Origin of the sequence: Vallitalea longa (genome assembly GCF_027923465.1) — a bacterium.
Lineage (GTDB): Bacteria > Bacillota > Clostridia > Lachnospirales > Vallitaleaceae > Vallitalea > Vallitalea longa.
Genome location: NZ_BRLB01000001.1, coordinates 1338820 through 1364611, shown reverse-complemented (window position 1 = coordinate 1364611; position 25792 = coordinate 1338820). Strand labels below are relative to the sequence as shown.

At 29.4% G+C, this 25792-nt stretch carries 27 protein-coding genes; 21 read left to right on the top strand and 6 right to left on the bottom strand.

Annotated elements, in window-relative coordinates; genetic code table 11:
• Positions 1–8: 8 nt before the first annotated feature.
• From QMG30_RS05860 to QMG30_RS05760, 21 genes are all read left to right on the top strand, one after another.
• Positions 9–1394, top strand: a complete 1386-nt coding sequence (locus QMG30_RS05860) for a hypothetical protein (protein ID WP_281813230.1) — start codon at positions 9–11, stop codon at positions 1392–1394.
• A 66-nt stretch (positions 1395–1460) separates the two neighbouring features.
• Entirely contained in the window at positions 1461–2363 is a 903-nt protein-coding gene (locus QMG30_RS05855; protein ID WP_281813228.1) for a two-component system regulatory protein YycI, read from the top strand.
• Positions 2364–2537: 174 nt separating this feature from the next.
• Complete coding sequence (murA, locus tag QMG30_RS05850; RefSeq protein WP_281813226.1) at positions 2538–3827, top strand: UDP-N-acetylglucosamine 1-carboxyvinyltransferase; 1290 nt, start codon at positions 2538–2540, stop codon at positions 3825–3827.
• 88 nt (positions 3828–3915) lie between these two features.
• Positions 3916–4395, top strand: a complete 480-nt coding sequence (gene rlmH / locus QMG30_RS05845; RefSeq protein ID WP_281813224.1) for a 23S rRNA (pseudouridine(1915)-N(3))-methyltransferase RlmH — start codon at positions 3916–3918, stop codon at positions 4393–4395.
• A 50-nt stretch (positions 4396–4445) separates the two neighbouring features.
• Complete coding sequence (locus QMG30_RS05840) at positions 4446–5180, top strand: helix-turn-helix transcriptional regulator (protein ID WP_281813222.1); 735 nt, start codon at positions 4446–4448, stop codon at positions 5178–5180.
• A gap of 85 nt (positions 5181–5265) precedes the next feature.
• Positions 5266–5871 (top strand): L-2-amino-thiazoline-4-carboxylic acid hydrolase, encoded by a 606-nt coding sequence (locus tag QMG30_RS05835; RefSeq protein WP_281813220.1) that lies wholly within the window; start codon positions 5266–5268, stop codon positions 5869–5871.
• Positions 5872–6060: 189 nt separating this feature from the next.
• Positions 6061–6627: a class I SAM-dependent methyltransferase gene (locus tag QMG30_RS05830; RefSeq protein WP_281813216.1), complete on the top strand. Its 567-nt coding sequence runs from the start codon at positions 6061–6063 to the stop codon at positions 6625–6627.
• A 130-nt stretch (positions 6628–6757) separates the two neighbouring features.
• A complete protein-coding gene (locus QMG30_RS05825) occupies positions 6758–6970 on the top strand; it encodes a hypothetical protein (RefSeq protein ID WP_281813215.1) in 213 nt (70 codons plus the stop codon).
• Positions 6971–7235: 265 nt separating this feature from the next.
• Positions 7236–8420: a helix-turn-helix domain-containing protein gene (locus tag QMG30_RS05820; protein ID WP_281813212.1), complete on the top strand. Its 1185-nt coding sequence runs from the start codon at positions 7236–7238 to the stop codon at positions 8418–8420.
• Positions 8421–8498: 78 nt separating this feature from the next.
• Complete coding sequence (locus QMG30_RS05815) at positions 8499–9050, top strand: GNAT family N-acetyltransferase (RefSeq protein ID WP_281813210.1); 552 nt, start codon at positions 8499–8501, stop codon at positions 9048–9050.
• 130 nt (positions 9051–9180) lie between these two features.
• A complete protein-coding gene (locus QMG30_RS05810; RefSeq protein ID WP_281813208.1) occupies positions 9181–9711 on the top strand; it encodes an AAA family ATPase in 531 nt (176 codons plus the stop codon).
• A gap of 385 nt (positions 9712–10096) precedes the next feature.
• Positions 10097–11599 carry a serine hydrolase domain-containing protein gene (locus tag QMG30_RS05805; protein ID WP_281813206.1) on the top strand — a complete coding sequence of 501 codons (1503 nt, stop codon included), beginning with the start codon at positions 10097–10099 and terminating at the stop codon, positions 11597–11599.
• 151 nt (positions 11600–11750) lie between these two features.
• Positions 11751–12848, top strand: a complete 1098-nt coding sequence (locus tag QMG30_RS05800; RefSeq protein WP_281813203.1) for an AAA family ATPase — start codon at positions 11751–11753, stop codon at positions 12846–12848.
• On the top strand, positions 12841–13566 hold the full coding sequence (locus tag QMG30_RS05795; protein ID WP_281813200.1) for a hypothetical protein: 726 nt from the start codon (positions 12841–12843) through the stop codon (positions 13564–13566). The genes QMG30_RS05800 and QMG30_RS05795 overlap by 8 nt, the downstream gene beginning before the upstream one ends.
• Positions 13567–13728: 162 nt before the next feature.
• Positions 13729–14763, top strand: a complete 1035-nt coding sequence (locus QMG30_RS05790) for a TRM11 family SAM-dependent methyltransferase (protein ID WP_281813197.1) — start codon at positions 13729–13731, stop codon at positions 14761–14763.
• 219 nt (positions 14764–14982) lie between these two features.
• On the top strand, positions 14983–16173 hold the full coding sequence (locus tag QMG30_RS05785; RefSeq protein WP_281813194.1) for a class I SAM-dependent rRNA methyltransferase: 1191 nt from the start codon (positions 14983–14985) through the stop codon (positions 16171–16173).
• Between the two features lie 29 nt (positions 16174–16202).
• A complete protein-coding gene (locus tag QMG30_RS05780) occupies positions 16203–17165 on the top strand; it encodes a DUF4003 family protein (RefSeq protein WP_281813191.1) in 963 nt (320 codons plus the stop codon).
• Between the two features lie 445 nt (positions 17166–17610).
• Positions 17611–18291: a response regulator transcription factor gene (locus QMG30_RS05775; RefSeq protein WP_281813188.1), complete on the top strand. Its 681-nt coding sequence runs from the start codon at positions 17611–17613 to the stop codon at positions 18289–18291.
• 127 nt (positions 18292–18418) lie between these two features.
• The gene (locus QMG30_RS05770; RefSeq protein WP_281813186.1) at positions 18419–19627 is read left to right on the top strand and encodes an AI-2E family transporter; all 1209 of its coding nucleotides are present in this window, start codon (positions 18419–18421) and stop codon (positions 19625–19627) included.
• Positions 19628–19746: 119 nt separating this feature from the next.
• The gene (locus tag QMG30_RS05765; RefSeq protein WP_281813184.1) at positions 19747–20454 is read left to right on the top strand and encodes an HAD family hydrolase; all 708 of its coding nucleotides are present in this window, start codon (positions 19747–19749) and stop codon (positions 20452–20454) included.
• Positions 20455–20475: 21 nt separating this feature from the next.
• The gene (locus QMG30_RS05760) at positions 20476–20655 is read left to right on the top strand and encodes a PspC domain-containing protein (RefSeq protein ID WP_309298634.1); all 180 of its coding nucleotides are present in this window, start codon (positions 20476–20478) and stop codon (positions 20653–20655) included.
• A 47-nt stretch (positions 20656–20702) separates the two neighbouring features.
• Here QMG30_RS05760 and QMG30_RS05755 read toward each other — a convergent pair whose 3' ends face one another.
• The 6 genes from QMG30_RS05755 to QMG30_RS05730 form a co-directional block, all read right to left on the bottom strand.
• The gene (locus QMG30_RS05755; protein WP_281813182.1) at positions 20703–21212 is read right to left on the bottom strand and encodes a ferritin family protein; all 510 of its coding nucleotides are present in this window, start codon (positions 21210–21212) and stop codon (positions 20703–20705) included.
• 91 nt (positions 21213–21303) lie between these two features.
• On the bottom strand, positions 21304–23373 hold the full coding sequence (locus tag QMG30_RS05750) for a hypothetical protein (RefSeq protein WP_281813179.1): 2070 nt from the start codon (positions 23371–23373) through the stop codon (positions 21304–21306).
• A 51-nt stretch (positions 23374–23424) separates the two neighbouring features.
• The gene (locus tag QMG30_RS05745; protein WP_281813177.1) at positions 23425–23778 is read right to left on the bottom strand and encodes a hypothetical protein; all 354 of its coding nucleotides are present in this window, start codon (positions 23776–23778) and stop codon (positions 23425–23427) included.
• A gap of 2 nt (positions 23779–23780) precedes the next feature.
• Entirely contained in the window at positions 23781–24065 is a 285-nt protein-coding gene (locus tag QMG30_RS05740; RefSeq protein ID WP_281813174.1) for a hypothetical protein, read from the bottom strand.
• 11 nt (positions 24066–24076) lie between these two features.
• Positions 24077–24715, bottom strand: coding sequence for a hypothetical protein (locus tag QMG30_RS05735; RefSeq protein ID WP_281813172.1), 639 nt, complete (start codon positions 24713–24715; stop codon positions 24077–24079).
• 28 nt (positions 24716–24743) lie between these two features.
• Positions 24744–25694: a M23 family metallopeptidase gene (locus QMG30_RS05730; protein ID WP_281813170.1), complete on the bottom strand. Its 951-nt coding sequence runs from the start codon at positions 25692–25694 to the stop codon at positions 24744–24746.
• Positions 25695–25792 lie beyond the last annotated feature (98 nt).

The window sequence follows — 25792 nt, the reverse complement described above, 5'->3', positions numbered from 1 at the left end:
TGATTACCATGAAAAATAATATACTAAAAACAATTATATTAACAGTACTGATTGTACTTAGTTTATATCAGACAACAAGGTTATGGTTTGATGATTTGTCGGACCTTAACCTTTTTTCTGATATAATAAACTATAATAGTTATAAAGAAGAAGAAAAAGAGGAAGAGGGGTATTATTTCATTAAGCCAGATATAATGGCTACATATATTCCTCAACAAGAATATGTTCTAATAAAGAAAACTAATACCCAATTTCAAGATATTTTTAGTAACTCAATAGATTTTCTGAAAGCGATCATATCAAATGGAGAGATTGTAGATAAAGAAATTTCTCAAGAGACAATCTGGGATAAGACCAATGTATTGTTGAAATACCCATTCGTGATAGAATCTGATCTATTAGCTAAAGATCTTAATATTAAGAATCTAGATTTTGAAAATGAGATTGATAAGTTTAATGAAATCGTTATAGCACCAGCTATGATGGATAAATATGTGTATGCGTATTTCATAAATGACAATTATTATGATAATATAAGAGCATTGAAGATTAAAAGACGTGATATAGAAAAGAGCAATCAAAATTTAGTTACATTAATTAATGATAATGAAAGTAAACAGGTACTACCAGCTTTCATATCAACGAAAAATCTACATATTAAATTGTTCGATAATAATGTTCTTTTACCAGAGAAAGATTTGTTATATACGGATGAAGTGTATTTGAAAACACCTTTTTTTGTTGATGACAATTTGGATAGTGCCCAGTTGGAAGATTACGTCAACGGTTTCTTTAAAAACAACATAAAATGGAAATTAACTAATAAACAGGATACAGGTAAAATTACGTATACAGATGAAAGTGTCTTCGTTTATTATGACACTAAGGGTATTGTGGAATATATTAATAATGATATCCAAAACAGAAAAGACCTTTCTGTTATAGATTCTTATTATGTAGCTGAGAAATTTATTAATGAAAAAGATAAAATAATCAATAAGCAAGAATACTCATTAAGTGATTATAGTGAAAACAAGAATGAAAATATGACAACATTTTATTTTTCATATAAATATAATGATGTAAATATCAATATACCTAAGAGTTATCTAATTAGTTTAGATATGAAATATCCTATGGAGATAACTGTTATGGATGGTCAAGTTATTAATTATAAAAGAATGATATTGGAATTGGACGATTACATTAAACCGCCAGAACAGATTAATGTTGATTATATTAGTGTGATAGATAAGATGTTAAACAAATATCCAGATGAGAAAAGTATAGAAGATATGTATCTAGGTTATAAAATCGAGTATAATGAAATGAATATGAAATTGGAATGGACTATTATCACTGATAATAATATTATTTTCAATAGTGATTTATAGAACTTATAGTTATTATGGGTAATTTATAATAATAGTAGTTATTATCTATAAAAAGTAGGTGTAAACATGAATTTTGGTAGAATACTTAATATTTTTATTATATTGTTTTTAGTGGCTAACATAATTTTGTATGGTCTCTATGAACATGAAAGCAAAGAGGATTATACTCTGACTTCTGAAAAAGAAGTACTACTAAGAGAAGTGTTAGGGGAAAATAACATGTGCGTGTACTGTTTATTACCTGAATTCAGACCTATGGAAGTAATGGAGGTAAAACTAAGGAATATAGATGAAAATAAAATCAGAAAACAAATATTTGGTGATGTGAAAGTTACATTTAAAGGTTTGAAACAGCAATATAGCTATAAGAATGAAACGCTTACAATATGTAAAGGAACAAAAGAAGGTTTTATATATTATACTAATGATTATGATAAGCAGGTAAAAGAAAATTTCAATAAATCAGATATAGAAGATATTGGTAGCGAACTTATAAAAAAACTTACCACTGATAATAATTTAGTATTGACCTGTAGCCAACCAGATGATGATAATAAATATTTTCAATTAGAGTATAATGATTCTTTTAAAGGGCAAACTATATTTAACAATTCAGCTAGTTTAATTTTCTATGAGGATGGTAAAATCAATGGTATTGTTCTAAATGATTATGAGCCTATTAGATTTAAAGGTGAAAGTAAAGAAATATACCCTGTCGATGAAGTTTTGTATCAATTTATGCATAGTATCAGAGAAAAGGATAGTAATGAACTAATAAGAATTATGGGAATCGACATTGGCTATTATGTATCAGAAGAAGATATAACCAGTGAAGAAGATATCATTAAAGCCGAACCATGTTATAGGATAAGGCTTGGTAATAACGAGGTTCATTATATAAACGCCTACACTAATAAAAACATATCTTACAGAAAAAGTGAATTTGGTCAAGAAGATTATGAAAATTAAAGGTATCCAATTACTACTTTTACAAAATTAGTAAAGTGTGCTATAATTTATTTTGGTCAAAGCAAATTACGCAAATTAAACTAGATTAGACAATTTCTGAAATAAAATTATAATTATTAAAAAAAACATTTTACAACCCATTGTTGGGCAAGTTTACTTAAGAGAGGTGTAAAAGTGGAACAACTAGTGATAAGAGGCAATAGAAGGTTAACGGGGCAAGTTTTTATTAGTGGTGCAAAAAATGCAGCTCTTGCAATTTTATCCGCTGCAATTTTAGCAGATGATGTTTGTATTATTGAGAATGTACCATGTGTTAGAGACACTAAGATTTTATTGCAATCAATGGAACAACTAGGTGTACGTGTAGATTATATAGATGAACATAAGATTAAAGTAGATACTAGAAATATTCATAATGTAAAGGTTGATTATGATTATATTAAGAAAATAAGAGCATCCTATTATCTATTAGGAGCATTACTTGGTAAATACAGAGAAGCAGAAGTGGCATTACCAGGTGGTTGTAACATTGGTAGTAGACCTATTGACCAGCATATAAAAGGTTTTGAAGCATTAGGAGCAACCGTGGAAGTTAAGCATGGAATGATTGAAGCTTCTGCAGAGAGATTAGTCGGAAATAATGTATTTTTAGACCTTGTTAGTGTAGGAGCAACTATTAATATTATGCTTGCAGCTGTTTTGGCTGAGGGTACAACAGTTATTGAAAATGCAGCTAAAGAACCTCATATAGTAGATGTTGCTAACTTTTTAAATAGTATGGGTGCTAAAATAAAAGGTGCAGGTACTGATATAATTAAGATAAATGGAGTAAAGAAACTACATGGAACCGAATATATGATAATACCAGACCAAATTGAAGCTGGAACATATATGATCGCCGGTGCCATAACTGGTGGAGATGTAACAGTTAATAACATAATACCAAAGCATATGGAAGCTATATCAGCCAAACTTAGTGAAATGGGTGCTGTTATAGAAGAATATGATGAGTCAATTCGTGTTATAGCTAATGGACAATTGAAAAATATACATGTAAAAACATTGCCATACCCAGGTTTCCCTACGGATATGCAACCACAAATGACTGCCTTATTATCTAAAACATCTGGTACAAGTATAATGACTGAGAGTATTTTCGAAAGCAGATTCTCTTATACAGATGAGTTGAATAGGATGGGAGCTAATATAAAAGTTGAAGGCAATACTGCTGTTATTGAAGGAGTCAAACAATTAACAGGAGCAGAAGTCGCAGCACCAGACCTTAGAGCAGGAGCAGGACTTATATTAGCAGCATTAGGTGCAAAAGGAGAAACTGTATTATCGAATATTGAATATATTGATAGAGGTTATGAACATATAGAACAGAAATTCATTGATCTGGGTGCTGAAATGTTCCGCATCTCAGATAAACCGGATAAGTCAATGTTGAAAGTGGTTAATTAATAGAACGTATTGCAGTAACAAAAATGGACTTACTTATAAGTCCATTTTTGCTTTAAAAATATAATAAAATGGCAGAATGGATGATGTGATGAAAATTACAATAATTAGTGTGGGAAAATTAAAAGAAAAATATCTAAAAATGGCTGTAGATGAATACAGTAAGAGATTAGGTAGATACTGTAAATTGGATATAATAGAAGTTACAGATGAGAAAACCCCAGATAAGATATCTATTACCCAGGAAATATTAATAAAGAAAAAAGAAGGACAAAAAATATTAAGATATATAAAAGATAATTCCTATGTAATTGCATTAGAGATAAAAGGAGAGACATTGACATCTGAAAATCTAGCTAAAAAAATACACACTTTAGGTCTAGAGGGCAAAAGCAATGTAACTTTTATTATTGGTGGTTCAATAGGATTATGTGAGAATGTTTTGAAAAGAGCAAACTACCAACTTAGTTTTTCTTCGTTAACTTTTCCTCACCAATTAATGAGGGTTATATTATTAGAGCAGGTTTATAGGAGCTTTCGGATAAATGCTGGTGAACCGTATCATAAGTAATACGACTTGTCTGTAAATAGTTAAGTTATCCAACTAAAAGAGGTGATAGTGTGAAAAGAGTTTATTGGAAAAATGGCTATATAACTGTCTTTCCCAAGAATATAGAAGCAAATCCACATAAACATTATATGCTTCAGCTCTTTATAAAGAAGGATCATGCCCTTGATATGAAAATTGAGAACGAGACAATTACAGGGAAATATATTCTGGTGGCAAGTAACAGAACCCATGAATTAAAGGCATTTTCTAAGGTTGATTTATTTATGCTTTTTGATGAAACATCACTGATTGCAGAAGAGTTAAAAAGAAAATACTTAAGAGGGCAGTCTGCATGTTCGGTACCTCTTGATAATCTAGATGAAGAAATTGTTAAGTTTTTAGAGCAACCAAATGAGTTGAATTATAATCGCTATGAAACTAGTTTTTTTAATGAATTATTAATACAACACTGGGAATATAATATGTACGATGAACGTATTAAGCAGGTGATACAATTACTGGATGAATCACAAATTAATAATGAATCAGTGGAGGCAATAGCAAAAAGCATACAGCTATCATCTAGTTACCTTTCTCATCTATTTAAGGAAGAAATAGGAGTACCCCTAAAAAGTTATATGCTACTTGTTAAACTACGAAAGGCTTATTATTATTTGGCTTCAGGTTTTAATATTACAGATACAGCTCAGTTGGCTGGATTCTATAGCAGTTCACATCTTGCAGATGTAAATAAAAAAATGATGGGGATGTCAATGAGTAATGCAAAAGAGTATTTCTCACTTTGATAAAAAGGACAACATAAATAATAGCAGATTTATAGAAGCCAGATATTATGACCCATAGTATCATATATATAAAGGAGTGATTCATATGTATGATACTGAAAAAGTTGCAAAACCAATGATACCATTCATTGTATATGGTGTTCTGAAAGGGTACATAAAAAGACCTACCCTATTCATGGTGGGTACTTTGTTTTCCTATCCCAAATTCATGAAAAAATTCAAGCACCGATATCCATTGGACTTTTTGAAAACGGCTGCTTTTATGGCTCATTTATACAAAAGGCTACAATGTAAACTGGATAAAAATATAGCTTATGAAGTTACACGAGCTACATTTTTGACATCAGCGGCAGCTGTGATGCAGGCTAATTTTAGGTTCGTAGAAGCTGAAAGGAATTTTGATAATTTAGTAAAATATCAGCAAAAGACTCAGGCTGAAGGTATGACGAAAAATAATAAGATGGTGATAACTGAGCTAACCGATAAGAAGTATTGTTTTAAAGTGACAAAATGCATGTTTTTTGAATTCTTTTCTGAAATTGAAATGTCTGAATTAACTACTATTATGTGCTCTGTGGATAATCTTATTTTTAATACTTACTTGCCAAATCGTATAGTATTTAAAAGAGAGGTTGGAGCCACTATTGCTGATGGAGCGAGTCATTGTAAATTTGATATTATTTTAAAATAGATTAATCTAACATAATAAACTAAATCTTTAAAAAAATACTAGTTGCGACTGATACAGTGAAGTGTATCATAAATAAAAATATTTTACGTTACTTTAGCAAAGTATAACAGAAACATAATTACAAAATCAAATTAATGGTTTTACTAAATTATTGCATTTTTTAACAGATTAGATAAGGAGAATATTAAAATGGAATATATGGGTGATAGATATTACTGGAATAATAAATTTGAACAAAGAAATGATATACCATTAAACCCTGAAAAGTCACTAGTGGAAAATATAAAGTATCTTAAAAATGGTTCGGTTCTTGATGTGGCTTGTGGAGATGGTAGAAATTCGTTATTTCTTTTGCAGAACGGTTTTAAAGTAACGGGAGTTGATTTTAGTGATAAAGCCCTTGAACGATTGAAAAGATTTGCTAAGACAAATAAGTATTTCATAGAGGTAAAACAGGCAGACTTAATGAAACCTGATTCATTAGATGATATGGGTATATATGATAATATAGTAATCAATCATTATAGATTAGCAAAGCAACAGATTTATAATATTAAAAATAATTTATCAGATAAAGGTGTTTTATTTGTTTGTGGGTTCGGGTATAAACACAAGGTTGATAATAAAATTAGAGAATGTGATTTAATTCAACCAGAGGATTTTGAAGGTATAAAAGAATCATTTGAATTACTCAAGTATATTGAGAATGAAGATGAGAGAGGATTTTTCACAACTTATATATTTCGTAAAAAATGATGTGATCAGTAATTATAATAACGTACTATATATGAATGTTGTTTTGTATATTTCTGGGCTATATTTGTTGTTAATGAGAAAACTAAAAAACATGTTGCTTAGCAATATTGTATAGAAAGGATTTGTAAAAATGAAAGAAGAATATAATGAAGCCATAGAGTTATTTTTCTCAAGCCTGGATGATTCTATGATGGAAGAGATTATTGATATTTATGAGAGTGGTGACAAGGAAAAACTCAATGTATACCTTGATAATCTTTCAATAGATGTACCTAAAAAAGAATTAATAGAATGTCTTTCAAAGATTAATGAAATGAAATTCATGATGAGAGAATTCGATTAATCACTTACTAATCCTAGAACTAAATTCTTAATTCAAATTTCTTTCATTAATTTACCCTCTAATTCTTTATGGTTATCTAATAATTCTATTATATGGACTAAGATATGGCAAGATATAGAATTCTATTTTTAGCAGTAATTCTTACTTAGATTATGGATAATTTATTAAAAATATTAATTAAAAATAATATGCTATACATTTCAATACACCAATTGCAAAGAATATCTTAAAATTCTTTGATATAATTCTTACAGGAGGTGAGGTTATGGATTGGCAGAATCGCATGAACCAAGCTATGGAATACATAGAAAACAATCTTTCCAACAAGATTGATTATTACTTAGCGGCTCAATTTATGAATTGCTCTGAATGGGAGTTCCGTAGAATGTTTTCCTTTCTTGTTCAGATTCCATTATCTGAATACATTCGCCGTAGGCGATTGACTGTGGCAGCTATGGATATCCAGAATGGAGAGAAGATTATTGACATTGCACTGCGTTATGGATATAAGTCCCACGCAGCTTTTTCTAGAGCATTTAGCCATATGCATGGGATAGCACCATCTTTGGCTCGGGACAAGGGGGTAACGCTTAATCCTTTTCCACGCCTAAACTTCAAATTAGTTTTAATGGAGGGTGTTGCTGTGAAGAAAGATTCTAATGTAAGGACAAATATCATTGGCAGTGGTGAGGTTGGCTACGCTGTTTCGGTTAAGATGGACAAGACTATTGTCCATAAGACAAACGAGTTTTTCTGGAATTTCAAAGGGAACAATGTTATAGGTACAACTGCGCTTCCGTTATATGGTGCATTTGTTTCAGAAGAAAAGTGCCAACTCTTTGGTGATGTAAAAGGGAAAAAAGTACTAGAGATATGTTGTGGAACAGGTCGTTCCTTGCAGTATATAGGAGAACGCAAAGCATCTGAATTATGGGGCATAGATATATCAATAGAACAGATTGAAAAGGCGAAGCAGCATTTGGCATCATGCGATATTGCAGCAAAATTGATTTGTTCCCCTATGGAAGAGGAATGTGGAATACCACAGAATTATTTTGATTTTGTCTATTCGGTATATGGAATAGGCTGGACAACTGACCTTGAGGGCACTTTTTGCAGGATTGCCTCTTATCTAAAAAAAGATGGTGTGTTTATTTTTAGTTGGTCTCATCCCATACATAAATGTGTTACATCTGAAAATGATATGCTTGAATTCAAAAAAAATTACTTTGATGAATCTTGGTATTCTGTATCAATTGATGGAGGTGTATTATCTCTATCAGATCGTAAACTATCAACTTATGTGAATGCTCTAGCTAAAGTAGGATTTGTTATAGAACAAATGATTGAACAATCAGATGATGAAATTCTAAAATCCAATGACAGTGATTTTGCACAAAAGGCAAAAATGCTTCCTGTAACTTTTGTTATCAAGGCGAGAAAGATGTAAAAACTATATTTGGATGATGTATAGTGAATATATCATAAGTAATGATTATTTATAAATTATATGAGGGGGTAATAATATATGATTATTGAAAATAAAGAAATAGAAGGCAAAGAAATAAAATGGATACTTCGTTGTCCAACAAAAGAAGACGCCTATGAATTGTCTAAACTAAGAGTTCAAATTGATGGAGAAACAGAGAATCTTGATAGGGAACTTGGAGAAGCTTTATTGACACCAGAAGGATTTGAAAAAATTATTTATGATGATTTAATGAGAGAACGAAATATTTTCTTAGTTGCAGAAGTAGAAGGTAGAATTGTTGGATTTTCTCGTTGCGTAGGAAATGAGCTAAGTAGATTTCGACACAAAGCAGAATTTGGGATATGTATAATGAAGAAGTATTGGGGTTATGGTATTGGTAAAGTACTCTTAGAAAATATTATAATGTGGACAGATACTGTTGGAATTGAAAAGATCTCACTCAATGTTGTACAGACTAATACGAAAGCAATCCAATTATATAAGAGATTTGGGTTTGTAGAAGAGGGAATATTATTGAATGACCGTATTCATAAAGATGGTAATTATTATAATACAGTTGTAATGGGAAGGTTGTCAAAGAATAGATAGCAGTTTAATACCAATAATTTCAAAACTGCCGTCGCATACAGTAGGTGAACCGTACCATAAGTGATGATGGTTAGACGAAATATAGGTTAATAATATAATTTTATAAAATAGAATTATGAATGGGGTAAATATGTCAAAGGGAATAATTGTATTTGGTTTAAATGGTAGTGGAAAATCTACATTAGGAAAAGAGTTAGCAAGTGCATTGGGCTATAAACATATGGATATTGAAGACTATGTTTTTTTAAAATCAGATATTCCATATATGAAGCAACTCACAAGAGAAGAATACTTGAGTTTAATGCTAAAAGATATAAGAAAACATGATAATTTTGTTTTATCTGCTGTTAAAGGAAATTTTGGTGAAGAAATATCTTCACTATATAAGCTTGGAGTTTTTATAGAAGTGCCATATGATATACGAGTTAAGCGAGTAGAGCAAAGATCAATAGATAAATTTGGAGATAGAATAAAAAAGAATGGTGATATGTATGAATCAGAGAAGAGATTCTTTGAATTTGTTAAATCACGTGATATTGAAAGTGTTAAACATTGGTCAGAAACTTTGAATTGTCCTGTAATTCAAGTGGATGGGACAAAAGATATTTGGGAAAATGCAAAATGGATTAAAGAAGAATATTTGAAGATATTAAGTCGCTAATAAGAGATATTTAAGATTTAATTAAATGAGATAGGAACAACTTATCTTTAGTAACACTCTACATAGGTTGAAACGTAATTGCCGTGACAAAGTAAACATATAAATTGGATAAACCAAAGATTGAACAAATACATTTCTCATATCCTAATTACTGGATATTGGAAGGAAAGTTAGATACAAGTGATTGAGTTTCTGTGTTAATTTACCAATATAGTATCTTAAATGTTACATAAATGTTAGTTATGAAGGCAATATGTAAGGTAATTGAATTGTGAATAGAAAACATAAAGTATATAATTTTCTTACACATAAGGATTAAGGAGAACCAATAAGTTCTACACACTGGGAATAAAATTATTAATAAGAAAATCACAGGGAGGTAGAAGTGAAAAGAAAAATTTATATTTTATTGTTATCACTTATAGTATTAATCACACCTTTCTTCTATAATTACAGTTATTTGAATAAATGTAGTGATATGAAAGAATTGGCTGTATGTTTAGAAAGGGAAGTACCACAATTGCTAACTAAGTATAAAATTCCAGGTGCATCCATTTCTATAATTGAGAATGCACAAGTAGAATGGATAGGAACATTTGAAAATGAACGTATAGTCGACCAAAGTAAAATAGATAGAGATACTGTGTTTCAGGTTGCTTCAATTTCCAAATCCGTTACAGCACTTGGAATAATGAAACTGGTTGAGCAGGGGAAGATTGAACTTGATGCACCCATTGACAAGTACGTAACAAGATGGAAGATACCTGAATCAATATATGATATTAAGCAAGTCACTGTTAGAAGGCTATTAAGCCATACTAGCGGTTTATCTAATGGAGGAGGATATCAGGGGTACTCTCCATATAAGTCTCTTCCTAGTATAGAAGAGTCTCTTAATGGCATAGAAGGAAAAGCTAAACCAGTAGAACTTATCTGTGAACCATGCACGAAATATATCTACTCAGGTGGGGGATATCTATTATTACAATTATTGATTGAAGAAGTAACAGGTATTGATTTTAATGAATATATGAAAATACACGTATTAAAACCTGCACATATGACAGATAGTAGTTTTCAATGGGAAGAGTCTCTGCATTCCAGAACGGCGAAAGCATATGATAAAGATTTGAATCAGATACCCAACTATTTGTATGTTGAAGAAGCAGCAGCAGGATTATATACAACCATAGATGATATAAGTCAATTCCTGATATCTGAAATAAATAGTTTCAATGATAATGGTGTCGGGAATGTGTTGGATATGGAAATAATGAAGCAGGTATATACGCCAGTAATGGAAATCCCTAGTATACTAGGTAATGGAAAGGTCGCTTTGGGACATTTTATTGATGAGCCAAAAGCAGGTATAGAGTTAATTACTAATAATGGTTCCAATAGAGGATGGAGAGCTAATTTTACTATTAATCCCAATGGAAAAACAGGAATAGCAATATTGACTAATGGGGATAATGGCAATTATTTGATTAATGAAGTATTGGATACATGGTATGATGTTTCACTTAATGCAAAGAGCAACATCAGTAGAATACGATACTTAATTTTAGCTAGTACCTACTCCATTTCATTTTTTCTCATACTATGGTCAGCTATATCTCTATACTTATTGATGAAAGGAATCAGAAATGGTAGTCGAAAGATGACTCTGTTAAAAAACAAGTATACTCTTTTCTTGAAATGTTGTATATGTATCTTTTTAATGTGCTTCACTTATATATTTAAAAGCAACATATCGTCAATACTTAGCTTTGCAGATCCTAATATTGAGAATGTAATATTTATTGCTCTATTGATGAGAGTTGTAGTAGGAATATCACAGATTGTTTTTGGAAGAACAAGAGATATGAATGTAGATAGTTCAACTTAGAGTTAAATTATTAGTAATGAAATTAATTTATTGAAGAAAAAGTTTACTAACCATAATGAATATAAATAGATTAATAAGCATCCGTAATAAAATTACGGTTAATATTGTAAAACCATGTTAAATAGGTTATAATATTAATGAGGTGATAACTGTGTTAAAATTATTTGAAGTAAAAGGATTTAAGAATTTTGAAGAGAAAATTACATTAGATTTCTCTAATGTACGGGATTATAAGTTTAATAGAGAATGCATTAAAAATGACTTATTGAATACTATAATTATTTATGGGAAAAATGGTATAGGTAAATCTAATTTTGGACTTGCATTATTTGATATAGTTACACATCTAACTAATAAAAATATATCACCTGGGTTGTACGATTACTATATTAATTCAAATAAAACAGATAATAAGGTAGAGTTTCATTATATATTTCAATTTGGAACTGATGAAATTGATTACAGATATATAAAAGATGGAGACCAAAGTCTTATATATGAATGGATGGCTGTAAACTCTAAACAATTAATGGAATATGATTATAAGAATAATTCTGGTAATATAAATGAGCTACAAAGAATTGCACCTACATTAAACTGGAGGTTTTTGGATGGAGAATCAATTATAAAATATTTTATTAATAATTCTGCAATTGATAATAAGAATCCTCTTGATCAAATGATGAGATTTGTTTCAGATATGCTATGGTTTAGAAGTTTAGATGAAAATAGGTATATCGGTTATAAAACAAAAAGTAATGATTACTATAATTTTATTGATGATACAGAGACGCTTAATGAATTAAAACAATTTCTTAATAGTGCTGGTATAAAAGAAAATCTAATTGTTAAGGAAGATAATGATGGGAAGAAGAGATTATATTTTGATACGAAGACTCCATTACCATTTTTCAAAGTAGCATCGAGTGGTACAAAAGCATTATATACTTTCTTTTATTGGTACAAGACAGCTCAGAATATTTCTTTGTTATATATTGATGAATTTGATTCGTTTTATCACTATGAACTATCAGAAAGTATAGTACAGCTCTTAGAAGAAAGTGGAAGATTCCAGACTATTCTAACATCACATAATACTAATTTACTTTCTAATAGGATTATGCGTCCTGATTGTTATTTTATATTAACTAAAAATAATATCACTTCATTATCTAATGCAACGGATAGAGAATTGAGAGAAGGACATAATTTAGAAAAATTATTTATTAATGGTGAATTCGATGAATAATAAAAAGAAAATACTTCTTTTAGTTGAAGGTGCTAAGACAGATGTACGATTGATGGAACATCTATTGGAAATCTATAAGATTGATGTAAAACATGAAATAGTCTCTTATAATACTAATATATATACATTGTATAAAGAAATGTTTGAAAAAAATAATCCTGAGGATATAGATATTCTTCAGATATTAAAAGAGCGAGAGAATAATCAAGAAAAGAAAAAAATATTTGATGAAAAGTATACTGACATATTGTTGATATTTGATCTTGACCCACATGATAGTCAGTTTTCAGATATGAAAATTACCAGAATGATGAATTATTTTGTAGAGTCATCAGATATGGGGAAGTTATATATTAATTATCCTATGGTAGAAGCTTTTTACCATATGAAAGAAATACCTGATAAGGCATTTAATAATTATTGTGCAACGATGGCAGAGTTACAAGAACGTACATATAAAAAAAGAGTTAATGAAGAAAATCGCAATAGAGATTATAGGAAATTTGCATGTACACGTAAAGAATGTAATATTGTAATAAAACAAAATATTACTAAAGCTTTTTTAATTCTCAATAAAAAGTACGAAGATAACGTCTTGAATCATGCTGATATATTAGTTGCACAGCTAAAAAAAATGGTAAAAGATAATGAAGTTTATGTTTTATGTACATGTGTATTTTTTATTATTGAATACAATCCAAGGCTAATTAAAGAATAAAAATTATTAAATAGAACCGATAAGTATGGTTATATCAATAATAGCTATAAATTAATGATATAGCCATATTTTACATATTAAGATATTTTGAGACTACTAATAATATGATTAATATGAAATCACTATTGGTTTAGTAATAAACGATGGAAAGGATATAAGTAGATGAACAAATATGCAATACTAGCCAATCCAGGACACAATCGTATCTATTTTGATACTGCCCTGAAAATAGCTATATCGGAGATAGAAGCAATAGCCAAAGCTTATGATATGGAAATTAATGATATTGAAGAAGGAGATATTGGACTTCCCGCTTCAATAATTTTTAGCACTAATAGAAAATTAACAGATGAAGATTTTAGAGTGTTAGGATTTTCATCTATATATTACGCTTTATTTGAAATAGTAGAAGATTCTCTTCTTAGACCTATAGATATTCCTGATTTTCACACATTCCCTGAGAGCATGGTACAGATTCTGAAATACAATGGTAAAACAAACGAACAGTTCACAAGGCTTATGGTGAATCTTGCAATTACTGTATGTGGTACCAACAGCAAGAAAATTACATTGCTTGACCCTATGTGTGGTAAAGGAACTACATTATATGAAGGTTTTATCAGAGGGTTTGATGTTAAAGGTATAGAAATCGATGGACAATGGACTAAAGAGATTCAGACATATATTGTTAGATATCTAAAAGAGGGAAGATACAAACACAAAGTAGTAAAATCCAAACAAACTGATTCCAAAGGGAAAAAAATAGCGGATACGTTCGCTTTAACATCAGCAGCAACAAAAGCAGATTATAATGATAAGAATGTACAGGCTTTTCAAATATACAATTCTGATACAACATGTGCTAATCTTCTTATAAAGAAAAAATCATGTGATATTATAGTATCTGACCTGCCTTATGGAGTTCAACACGGAAGTAAAAACCACAAAGGATCCAAAATCTCTAGAAGTCCACTAGAGCTATTAAAGAGTGCCATTCCAGCTTGGAATCATTCATTAAAGATAAAAGGAAGTATGGTCTTGTCATATAATGAATTCACGATGAAGTATAGAGATGTGGAAGCGGTGTTATTGGAAAACGGGTTTAAGGTACTCAACGAATCACCATACAACAACTATCTCCATAGAGTCAATCAATCAATAAATAGAAATCTGATAGTAGCTGTAAAAGTAAATTAATGCTGTAAATGAAGGTTATAGAACTGGTTTGCAGAGTAAAAAGATAGAAGAAACACTATATTTTTATTCTGCAAAGCATATATTAGCTTACACTCATAAATAGAGTATGGTAAGTTAAGAATATAATATATAAATATATAGGATAATAATAGAATGGTTCAATTGTAAGGAAAATATTAATATAACAATATATACAAAATACTAAGTTGGGATGAAAATATGAAAGAAACTAACATAAGGATAAAACAAAAATATATAGATAAAATCAAAAAAGGATATCCGTTAATTGAAAAAGATTCAATAGTAGATATTGGCAAACTCCGTAGGGAAGGTATGATAATCAACCTTATAGATAGTAACAACAAATTTATTGCCAAAGGATATTTTGGAAGACAGAATAAGGGTAATGGTTGGATATTATCATATGATAAAAATGAAATAATAGATTATGAATTCTTTAGGAACAAGATAGAAGAAGCAATTAATTCACGTAAACATATGTTCAGGAATGAAGAAACTACAGCCTTTCGTGTTTTTAATGGTGAAGGAGATAACATAGGTGGACTGACTATAGATTATTATGATGGTTATTATCTCATTAATTGGTATAGCGAAGGAATATATATGTTCAGAAATCATATCTATAAAGCTCTTGAGGACCTTACTGATTATAAGGCTATATATCAGAAGAAGAGGTTTAGTGCCGGTGGAAAATATGTTGAAGAAGATGACTTCGTAATAGGAGTAAGAGGTAATTTCCCTATTGTTGTTAAAGAGAATGGAGTTAATTTTGCGGTATACCTTAATGAAGGAGCCATGGTAGGTTTTTTCATGGACCAAAGAGACGTAAGAAACATAATAAAAGAAAAATATGCAAAAGATAAAAATGTACTTAATACTTTTTCATATACAGGTGCATTTTCTGTTTTTGCTGCATTAGGTGGAGCTATGAAAACTACCAGTGTAGACTTGGCTAATAGAAGTCGAAAAAAGACAATGGAGCAATTTCAGATTAATAACATAAATACTGATGAGCAGGACATAATAGTAGAAGATGTTTTTAAATATTTTAAATATGCAGTTAAGAAGCATTTATTATTCGATCTAGTTATCCTAGATCCTCCGAGCTTCGCAAAATCAAAAAAATTCACTTTTAGTGCATCAAAAGATTATTCCAATTTATTGAAAGAAGCTATCTCAATAACTAATAAAAGTGGTATAATAATAGCATCTACTAATTGTAGTTCTTTTAATATGAAAAGATTTAAACAATTCATAGATAAAGCATTTAGCGAAACTTACAATAAATATGATATAATCGAAGAATTTTCTTTACCATGTGATTTTAGGATTAAACCTGAATATAAAGAGAGTAATTATCTTAAAGTCGTATTTATAAAAAAATTATAGTCAAATTAATTAAAAGGGAGGATATAGCTATGAATGTAAAAAATGAAGAAATTCTCAAAAATTATCTTAGCATCTATAATGAAATAAAATCAGAAATAGATAAAGATACTTCAAATGATACTATTAAAACAGTAGCTTTACTGTATTCTATATCTAACAAACCTTTTCAACTTGAATTATTTGATGAAATGAGTGAAAGAATAAAAAGCAAAGTAGGATTTTCTACTTTAAGTGGTGAACTAAGGTTTATAATATCTACAATTCTAATTATTAAGTATGAGTATCCTTTTACTAAGATAAATTATCTATTGGATAATATTAAATTAGTTGGCGAATTCGATTTATACTCTAAGTATAGTCTATTCATTGCTTTTATTCTATTAGATGAAAAGGATGTAAAAAAAAGATTAGAAGATTCTAGAAACATTTTTTATGATATGCAGGATAACCATTCTTTCATAACTGGTGAAGAAGATTATACTTTCTCTGTATTATTATCAGAAGCAGGTAAGAATAATTCTACTTTGATGGAAGAGATAGATTATTATTATAAGAATTTGGCTAAAGATTGCTATAGACGAGGCAATAATCTTCAATTATTATCCCATGTCTTGGCATTGGTTGTGACAGAAGACAAGAAAGATGTTGTTATAGAAAATTGTATAGCGATATATAAATCCATGAAACAGAAAGGATTTAAAATAAAAGGCATCATATATGCACTTATCGGACTTATGAGCGCGGTTATTTCAGAAGATATCGAGTTAGCTATAATAGAAATTAATGAAGTATTACATGTATTAAATAATACTAAGTATTTCAAGAAAAATAAAAGCTTTAATTTAGTAGTAGCAATTTTGATAGTAATTAACTTAAAAGACCAAGATAATCATACTCTATACTATATTGGGGATAATAAATTCAAGACCAATCTTCAATACTCTTTAATTGTAGCAATACTTTCTAAAATTATCTCTACAGATTCTAAGTAAAAAAAGAGAGTTTTACGTATTAGGATATTATAATTGAAATTAATAGATTATTTTATTGTAATATTAAAATCTATAAAAAATATCACTTGATTTTTTACTATATATAATGTACAATTTTTGTGAAATAATTATTAAAAACAACATAACATTCTTTAGAATTGGATATTATACTATTTCATAATGTAATTTAATTCATATTCTAGTAGTATTAAAAGTATATATTAAGTGGCTGAGTATAAATTTATTACAAGTTTGTATTATAGCTACTTATTTATGGAGAAAAATATAATTACATTACCAAATTATTATAAGTTGAAATTATTTATAGTATAATATATATTTAATATACGTAGAAAACGACATAATTTATTTGATAATTAGCAAAAAATAGGGATAAAGTCCTAATGAATGACTAATATATTATTCATTTGGAGAAGGAGCAATTATGGAAAGAACAGTATTGATTATAGAAGATGAAGTTATCATGAGAGATTTGATATCTGTGGCTTTTAGAGATAACGGGTTTCAAGTACTAGAAGCTGCGGATGGAGAAGAAGCACTAGAGATCTTTGAAGAAAATCCAATAGATTTAGTGCTTTTGGATATTGTTATGCCAAAACTAGATGGGTGGTCAGTATGTAGAAGGATAAGGTCGAAATCAGATGTAGTAATTATTATGCTTACGTCTAGAGATGATGATGAAGACCAGCTTCTGGGTTTTGAATTAGGTGTTGACGAATATGTTATCAAGCCTATTAATATTCAAGTTCTGTTGGCTAGAAGCCAACGATTGCTTGAAAGAGTTTCCAATAATGATAATAAGTTGAAAAATATTATTAATAAATCAGGTATTACTATTGATAAGGCAGCATATTCTGTAATGTTGGATAATGAAAAAATAGAGTTTGCACCAAAAGAATATGAACTTCTATTATTTCTAATTGAAAATGAAGGTAGAGTACTTACTAGAGAAAAGATACTTGATACTATTTGGGGTTATGATTATTTTGGAGATTATAGAGTTGTAGATACTCATATAAAAAAAATCAGAAAGAAATTAAAGACTAAAGCAAAATTCATACATACTGTTGTAAGAGCCGGATACAAATTTGATACTAATATATAAAAATTCTTGTATAACAATCAAATATGTGAGATACTTTAATTGTATGATTAAATAGGTTTTATTTGTAAAAAATAATAATAGAACTTATTATTGAGTATTATAAAATGAAAGGATTGTATTTGACTGAATGAAGATTAAACTGGACCATGGATACATGAAGAAAATAAAATACATAACTTTAGGTTTTGTAATCATTTATATTATTTATCTAGTTATGACTAATATTGGTGATGTAATCAATGGTGTATCTGATGCTTTTTCTTTTATTGTTAAGATACTATCACCATTTTTATGGGGACTTGCTATTGCTTACCTCTTGAATCCTTTAGTGAGGTATTTTGAAAAGATTTTAAGTAAAATAAGGATAAATAAAAAATGGGATAGAAATCATAGAAAACAAAGAAGAACTATTATTAGGGGAATTAGCCTTTTCTTAACTATTATATCAATAATCGTTATAATAACGTTACTTGTTAATAGTGTTTTCGTTATGATAAATGGTAGTTTTAGAGAATTTAACATATCAGATTTATTGAAAGAGATAACTGATAGGTTTAAAAATTATTCAAAAGAACTAAGTGGATTAGATGAAACTCTTAATAATATGGGAATAGCAGCTAATATTACACAATTTGTAAGACAAATAGCTGAAGGTTTGGTTGCTCAGATAACAAATATTGCAACATCGATTACAACTAGAGTTACAACGATAGGAAGATATGTCATTGATATCTCTTTTGGATTCGTTTTCGCATTTAATTTCATTATGAACAAAGAGTATTTTCAGAATTTATTAGAAAATGCTATGAGGCTTGTTTTGAGTGAAAAGAAAAAGAATGGATTAAAAGAGATTCTACATGAAATTAACATTGTTTTTTTAAGTTTCATAAGAGGTAAAATCATTGACCTTACTTTACTAAGTTTTGTTACAGTAATTTCTCTTATAATTATACAGTCTGATTATGCATTTATCGTAGGTACATTTGCTGGATATACTAATATCATACCGTATCTAGGTACTTGGATTGGAATTATACCTGCTGTAATTATTGCGTTAGTAAAAGACGGATGGCAAGCAGCTCTCTTTGTCGGTGCATATATTGTTATTATACAACAGGTTTATTATGTTTTTGTTAGTCCCAAAATTCAAGGTAAAAGTATTGGTATGCATCCAGTGTTTATTTTACTGGCAATGTTTGTCTTTGGTAAATTCTTCGGCTTATTAGGTGTTATCTTATCCATACCTATGGGTGGAATTGTTAAGATATTTATCAATAGATGGGTGAAAAGACGTCAAGATAAGAAAAGTATTGCGCTAATTGACTTGAAAAAATGATATTTGCAATTAATGAAAAATCAATGTAAAATATACTTGTTAAATTAAAATTCTGGTAAGAGGTGTTTCTTATTAAATGCGATATTAGATCGCTTTCATTATTAGACGGAGGTCTTAAGATGTATAACAATTATGTTTTTAATTTATATGGTACTCTGATAGATATTAAGACGAATGAAGAGAAAGACGAGATTTGGGAAAAATTTGCTATTTATTATGGTTATAATGGTGCGCATTATGAAAAAGAGGAATTAAAGGAAAAGTACAATACCATAGTTAAGAAACTTATGAAGATGAATAATAAATACGAATGTCCAGATTATGAAATTGAAGATGTATTTTTCAAATTGTACAAGGATAAAGGAATAAAACCTAAGAAAAAAGCGAAACAAGCAGCTAAGACTTTTAGACTTCTATCTACAGATTATATTAAAGTATATGATGGCGTTGTCGAAACGCTAGAAAGACTTGCAGCAGAAGGCAAAAAAATCTTTTTATTATCGAATGCACAAAAAGCATTTGCTAATTCTGAAATGAAGTATTTAGGAATCAAACAGTATTTTGATGGTATATGTATATCTTCTGATGTTGGTATACGTAAACCAGATACTAAGTTCTATGAATATTTTCTTGAAAAAGAACAATTAGATAAAAAAGATACAATATTTATTGGCAATGATTTAATTGATTTAAAAGGTGCTAATGATATGGGTATTGATTCATTATATATACACTCCAATTTATCTAATGAACAACCTGAAGAAGTAACATCTAAATATAAAATACTAGATGGAGATATACGTAAAATATTTGAAGTCATAAATTAAAAAATGGGTAGGTGAATATCAATGAAACGACTTGTAAAATCTAGAAAAAATAAAAAGATTAACGGTGTCTGTGGAGGTATCGCTGAGTATTTGGATGTAGACCCAACAATTATCAGATTAATATTTACCATTGGAATATTATTTGGTGGAGCAGGATTATGGGCTTACATTATATGTGTTTTTGTTATTCCGGAAGAATAATAATAAAAAAAGCAAAAGGAGCTGAATATTAACAGCTCCTTTTACTATTACAGGTGGGTTTTTATACCAAAAGTTGAATCGTATTTATTTATAGCATATGATAGTTCCTCGAAATGTTCCTTTTCATCATTTATTATTTCATTATAGACTTCATACACATCTCTATATTTATTAGAACTTAATACATATTCATATAAGATAACAGCTTCTAATTCACCTTTTATATCACTTCTAATGGAGTTAGGAATATTGATTCTATTATCTGATTTTAATGAGAAACAATTAGTGAAATCAATATTTACATGTCCCTTAATTTCTTCAAACATTTTCTGTTGCATGGGATCGTATTTTCTAAGTAATTCAGAAAACATTGAAAAATGACGTATCTCATCATCTCTAATATGAATCCACAGATTAACGAGGGAAGCACATTCACTATTATGTATATGATAATTATATTGATTAATCGCTACTATCTCTGATATAAGAGACTCTCTTATACGATTAGTTAGTATATTAGCAATTCCTTGAGGTTGACCTTCTGTCGTATAACTCATATAATCACCTACTATTAATTGTATTCTCTAAATCTTATTCAATAGTAGTACTAATTATTCTTATATGTCAGTAATAGTTTGTTTTCTTAATCTATCTAAAAGCTTCTTCAAATATTGTAACTATATCTTTATCAGTAAATGGAGCAATACATTTTAGGCTACATGCTTTCATCTTGGATAAATGGGGAAGAGTTATTAATTTAGTAGTTAGTGGATCAATGTGTAGATCATGTAATAAGGACATCTCTTCTGTAGGTGGATCAATAAGTACTATCTTTCTAGCTATATTTTCTATAGTTACATTTTCAATAGCATTCTCAAGCTGTGAATTACCACGAGCGGTACAATCTGTTATATAAGTTATTGATAAAGCATGTTCCGATAATGTTTTTATTAGTGTGGTTTGAGATGAATCCAAGATTATATTGATAAATGGATAATAATTAAGTCTTTTTTTCAGTTCAGCAATAACATCTTCTGTTTTGGAATCAATTGATAGTATGTCTCCTTCAACACATAAAAACTGTTCTTGTATTCTGTTGTTGAGGAAATTCTCTAGAGTGACAGGTTCGATTCCATATGCTCTGAACTTACTGTTACCAGTAAGGTCAATAAGTAATGTGTTATGTCTTCTAGATAGAATTCCTGCCCATGTTATAGTAGTAGCTCTTTTACCAACGTCATATGGTCCGACAAAAAGTCTAAGAGAGTTCTTTAATATCGTATCAACTATAACTACATCTTCCACATTATTTGCTTCAAGAAGTTTTATGAGTTTGTTTTGATGAAGTATAATGGATTCATCCAGTTCACATAACCTGAAGACTTTTGCTATTATCTCTTGAACATTTTTGTCAAGAGCAGATAGGGATATTCTGTTTTTCTGAAGATCGCTCATCAATTTAGTCGCAAGGGCAGACGCATTAACTGGAGTGAAGATGTTTTTTGATGTTTTATACACATCATTTATATATGCGTTTTCTGAAGGTAATCCTTCATCAAAAGTTCCAATGACTTCATTAATTGTTGTATCCATAGATTGATAAACAGTGATTAGACTTTTTGAGAGTTCATGTAGTTGAAATTGTAGGTCTAGTCGTTCTTTTAGTAATTTATCTAATTGCTCTTTATCTTGTTTATAATGTACTGTAGTAACAGTTGAGAATTTATCAAGAGCTGATGTAATTTCTCTTAATCTAGAATTGATTATTGATTCAGCAGATACACTCATGGCTGTAAGTATGGACATAACTTTTTCAGTAATCATGTTATTCCAATTGGATTTTACACCTGAACGTTTCATTCCTAATTCTCTGATTTCTTCAAATTTTTGTTCTGAAGATTTAAATTCATCTTTAAAAATGTCAACAATGTCGTTGTCAAGACTTTTTAACATACTCATTGCTTCAGCGAATTGATTGCTTTCTGTCATCAGGTCTTTCACAATATAATCTTTATCAAGTTGTTTGTTGAGTAAATTCCAATCAGAAAAACTAAGACATTCTTTTATACGTTCTTCACAAGTTTTTACTTTAGTGAATTTTATATCTTCTATGGGGTTTTCAGTTACAGTCTCAATTGGTACTTGTACTTTTTCTTCATTTGATTGGTTTTTTAGTATTTGTGATTGAAGTTCTTCTTTTGTAGGCTCTTCTGTTGGATTAGATTCTTCTTCTATGATATTATTTTCTTTTTTGGTATTAGCTGATTTTGTTTTCTTTTTCTTTTTTTGAATCATTGATTCAGATTTTTTTACAGGTTTATCTATTTTCTTCTTTTTTTGTCTTGGGACTATATCTTCTTTTTTTATGGTATCTTTATCTTCTAGTAATTCAGGCACAACTGCTTGGAAATTTGCTAGATTGATTCTATTATCCATTTTTTTTGCAAGTATTTTATTACTTTCAAGTAATTTTGCTTGTTTTTCATTGGTGTATAGATAGATTATAAGAATATCTTCATGCTTTTGCAGTAATGCATTTGATAGAGAAGTTCTTGTATGAGAGATTGAAAGGTCTTTTGGACCTAATACAACAGAATCCATACCAGTTATTTTAGGGCTTAGATGTAGTTGTTCTATAATTTTGTCCATGTTTGTTTGAAGTGATTTATCTCCAAAAGTTTTTTTGCCAAAAGCTGAAAGTGATGAAACATATATCATTTTATTTTCCTCCTAGATTTTATGTGTTTTTTATTGAAGAATGTAAGTTGATTATCTCTTTAAGTTGAACTTTTCATCCGAAGAAGGATTATCTACTTTATCTGATTCGTTATGAAATTCTTCTGTGTGACGAATTGTACCTTCTAGTGTACTGTCAACATAGTTGCCAGTAGCGTTAAGAGATTCTAGTAAATCCTCTAGTGATTGTTTGCTTGCCATAATAGTTTCTATTAATCTATTAGATTCTTCATTCTTTATATTGTGCAAGAACAATGGATCAGTTAATTTGTTTACAAGTACTCTTAGTTTGTTGGATGTTTCTTCTGAATTAGACCTGAATTTAATGCTTTCAATGTATAGAGCTTCTAAAGTTATAGGGTCTAGTAGTTTAGCTTTTCCTCCCATATCTATTCTTCCTCTCTTTCTATAGTCTTTTCATTAGTACCAGTATGATCGACTAATACTTTACTTTGGATTTCGTGGAATTCTTCTTTTAAGAGTATAGAATCATTTTCCAAAACAGTTATTGTATCTAGAAGACGCTTTAGAAACGCAAGTTCTATCTTGTCATAGGTTTTTTCTGTTTTCTGTCTGAATTCCTGTGAATAATCAGTTATATCTTGGATATGACTAATTATCTCATCTAAAATATCATAGGCTTCTTTGTTGGTTGAAACATTTTTGGTAGGCATATAATCTCTCCTTACATATTTTCATCTATTTGTAATATACTTCTTAATTTATCTTTTTCAGCTGCTTTACCATAGTCATCCAGCTCTATTGGTACGAATTCTTCTTCTATAGTAGAGTCAGGTAGAGGATTCATATCCTCATTTTCAATAGTAGCTGCTGCCAGGGTTTGTGTATCAATCATTTGCTGTTGTGTATTGGCTATTGTGTTTCTTTCATCGTATGGAATACTAGTCATGAAAAATCTTTCCCAAGCCATTTCATATTCTTCCTTTATATATAGTGAGAATTCTAGAGTCTTGCGAAGGTCTGATTCTATTAGAGTATAAGCTTTAACATCTATGGCAGCGGTTATAACATGTATGGCACCGGTTAGTGTTTCTATATCATTGGGTAATCCTTTATCTACAAGACCAAGGAAAGGTGCCAATATGTTAATAGGGGAAGGTGAGTTTTCATAATAGTAATTTATGGCTGATAGATTATTTTGGGGTTGTATATTTTCTACAAGTTCATCTAGTGTATATCTATCAGTTAGCATTATGGCTTTATCATATACATCTCTGTGTATATAGAAAAAGTAATCATTTTTAATTAATACTAATGTGTTGATAGTGGTTGGTAAGTAACGTTTTTTTGATGTAACTAGCATAATGTTAGCCTCCTTATTATATTGTTATTTAGTTTTTGAATACTTTGCTTGGATTGACAGGTATTCCATTTATGTATACACCAAGGTGTAGATGTGGACCTGTGCTTCTACTACCTGTGTTACCAGATTTGGCTATAACTTCATATTGGTTTACTTGCTGCCCTTCATAGACTGTGTAATTAGTTAGATGACCGTATAAGGTTCTTATTCCTTTACCATGGTCAATAATAACGTAATAACCTAATTGATTACTAAAAGCAGTCGTTTCAACAGTACCGTTAAATAGAGCTGTTACATCTGTTTTTAGACTAGCAGATAAATCAATTCCATTATGGAACTGTTCATTAACTTTGCCTATAGGGTCTATTCGTTTACCAAAATTAGAGGTGACATGACTGGGTTTTCCTAATGGATAGTCAAGATTGGTTATATCACCTAGTTCAGGATAGGTAATAGCAGCTTCATAAGCTTTTTTCTGATAATTAAGCTTGTTTTTCAAATGATTTTGTTTTTTCTCCATCTGAATAAGATCATTATTTTCATAGGATAATAATTTAATCTGAGCTTCTTGTATATCTTTTTCCTCAATCAGATTATGTAGATTGTGTTCAAGAGATTGATATTTAGAATCTAGCTCCAATAGAGTTTCAACAGATTTTTCTCTACTTTCATAGATAGTTTTTGTTAAATCAACTAATTGTTTGTTTAATTCGTCAATCTCTCTGTCATAAGTATCTAGTATATAATCATAATTGGAAGAGTATATATTAATTGCTTCTTCTACCATCTTGTCCTTATTTATTTCTGAATGGATGTCATAATATTCTTTTGTTATGTCTTGTAGAAGTTTTTCTTCTATTTCTACAGAAACGGATTTTTCTATTCCATACAAGTTAAGTAAAGAAGAAGCATTATCAGCGTAAATTGTTATTGGACAGCATAATATTAATATGATCGCTGTATTAATAAATTTTTTCATACATGTTCACTCCTATAGATGATTGATGACGTAAAAAGAAAGGGGAGAGTGTAAGTTTCCCCTTTCTGGATAGTTTTTCAATTAAATTCAGTATTAAG

Coding starts and splice junctions, on each gene's coding strand:
- rlmH (WP_281813224.1), top strand. CDS start 3,916: ATGAAAATTACAATAATTAGTGTGGGAAAATTAAAAGAAAAATATCTA.
- QMG30_RS05855 (WP_281813228.1), top strand. CDS start 1,461: ATGAATTTTGGTAGAATACTTAATATTTTTATTATATTGTTTTTAGTG.
- QMG30_RS05755 (WP_281813182.1), bottom strand. CDS start 21,212: ATGAGTTATACGACAGAAGGTCAACCTCAAGGAATTGCTAATATACTA.
- QMG30_RS05810 (WP_281813208.1), top strand. CDS start 9,181: ATGTCAAAGGGAATAATTGTATTTGGTTTAAATGGTAGTGGAAAATCT.
- QMG30_RS05750 (WP_281813179.1), bottom strand. CDS start 23,373: ATGATATATGTTTCATCACTTTCAGCTTTTGGCAAAAAAACTTTTGGA.
- QMG30_RS05730 (WP_281813170.1), bottom strand. CDS start 25,694: ATGAAAAAATTTATTAATACAGCGATCATATTAATATTATGCTGTCCA.
- QMG30_RS05795 (WP_281813200.1), top strand. CDS start 12,841: ATGAATAATAAAAAGAAAATACTTCTTTTAGTTGAAGGTGCTAAGACA.
- QMG30_RS05830 (WP_281813216.1), top strand. CDS start 6,061: ATGGAATATATGGGTGATAGATATTACTGGAATAATAAATTTGAACAA.
- QMG30_RS05775 (WP_281813188.1), top strand. CDS start 17,611: ATGGAAAGAACAGTATTGATTATAGAAGATGAAGTTATCATGAGAGAT.
- QMG30_RS05790 (WP_281813197.1), top strand. CDS start 13,729: ATGAACAAATATGCAATACTAGCCAATCCAGGACACAATCGTATCTAT.
- QMG30_RS05735 (WP_281813172.1), bottom strand. CDS start 24,715: ATGCTAGTTACATCAAAAAAACGTTACTTACCAACCACTATCAACACA.
- QMG30_RS05815 (WP_281813210.1), top strand. CDS start 8,499: ATGATTATTGAAAATAAAGAAATAGAAGGCAAAGAAATAAAATGGATA.
- QMG30_RS05745 (WP_281813177.1), bottom strand. CDS start 23,778: ATGGGAGGAAAAGCTAAACTACTAGACCCTATAACTTTAGAAGCTCTA.
- QMG30_RS05740 (WP_281813174.1), bottom strand. CDS start 24,065: ATGCCTACCAAAAATGTTTCAACCAACAAAGAAGCCTATGATATTTTA.
- QMG30_RS05765 (WP_281813184.1), top strand. CDS start 19,747: ATGTATAACAATTATGTTTTTAATTTATATGGTACTCTGATAGATATT.
- QMG30_RS05835 (WP_281813220.1), top strand. CDS start 5,266: ATGTATGATACTGAAAAAGTTGCAAAACCAATGATACCATTCATTGTA.
- QMG30_RS05785 (WP_281813194.1), top strand. CDS start 14,983: ATGAAAGAAACTAACATAAGGATAAAACAAAAATATATAGATAAAATC.
- QMG30_RS05760 (WP_309298634.1), top strand. CDS start 20,476: ATGAAACGACTTGTAAAATCTAGAAAAAATAAAAAGATTAACGGTGTC.
- QMG30_RS05770 (WP_281813186.1), top strand. CDS start 18,419: ATGAAGATTAAACTGGACCATGGATACATGAAGAAAATAAAATACATA.
- QMG30_RS05860 (WP_281813230.1), top strand. CDS start 9: ATGAAAAATAATATACTAAAAACAATTATATTAACAGTACTGATTGTA.
- QMG30_RS05780 (WP_281813191.1), top strand. CDS start 16,203: ATGAATGTAAAAAATGAAGAAATTCTCAAAAATTATCTTAGCATCTAT.
- QMG30_RS05825 (WP_281813215.1), top strand. CDS start 6,758: ATGAAAGAAGAATATAATGAAGCCATAGAGTTATTTTTCTCAAGCCTG.
- QMG30_RS05820 (WP_281813212.1), top strand. CDS start 7,236: ATGGATTGGCAGAATCGCATGAACCAAGCTATGGAATACATAGAAAAC.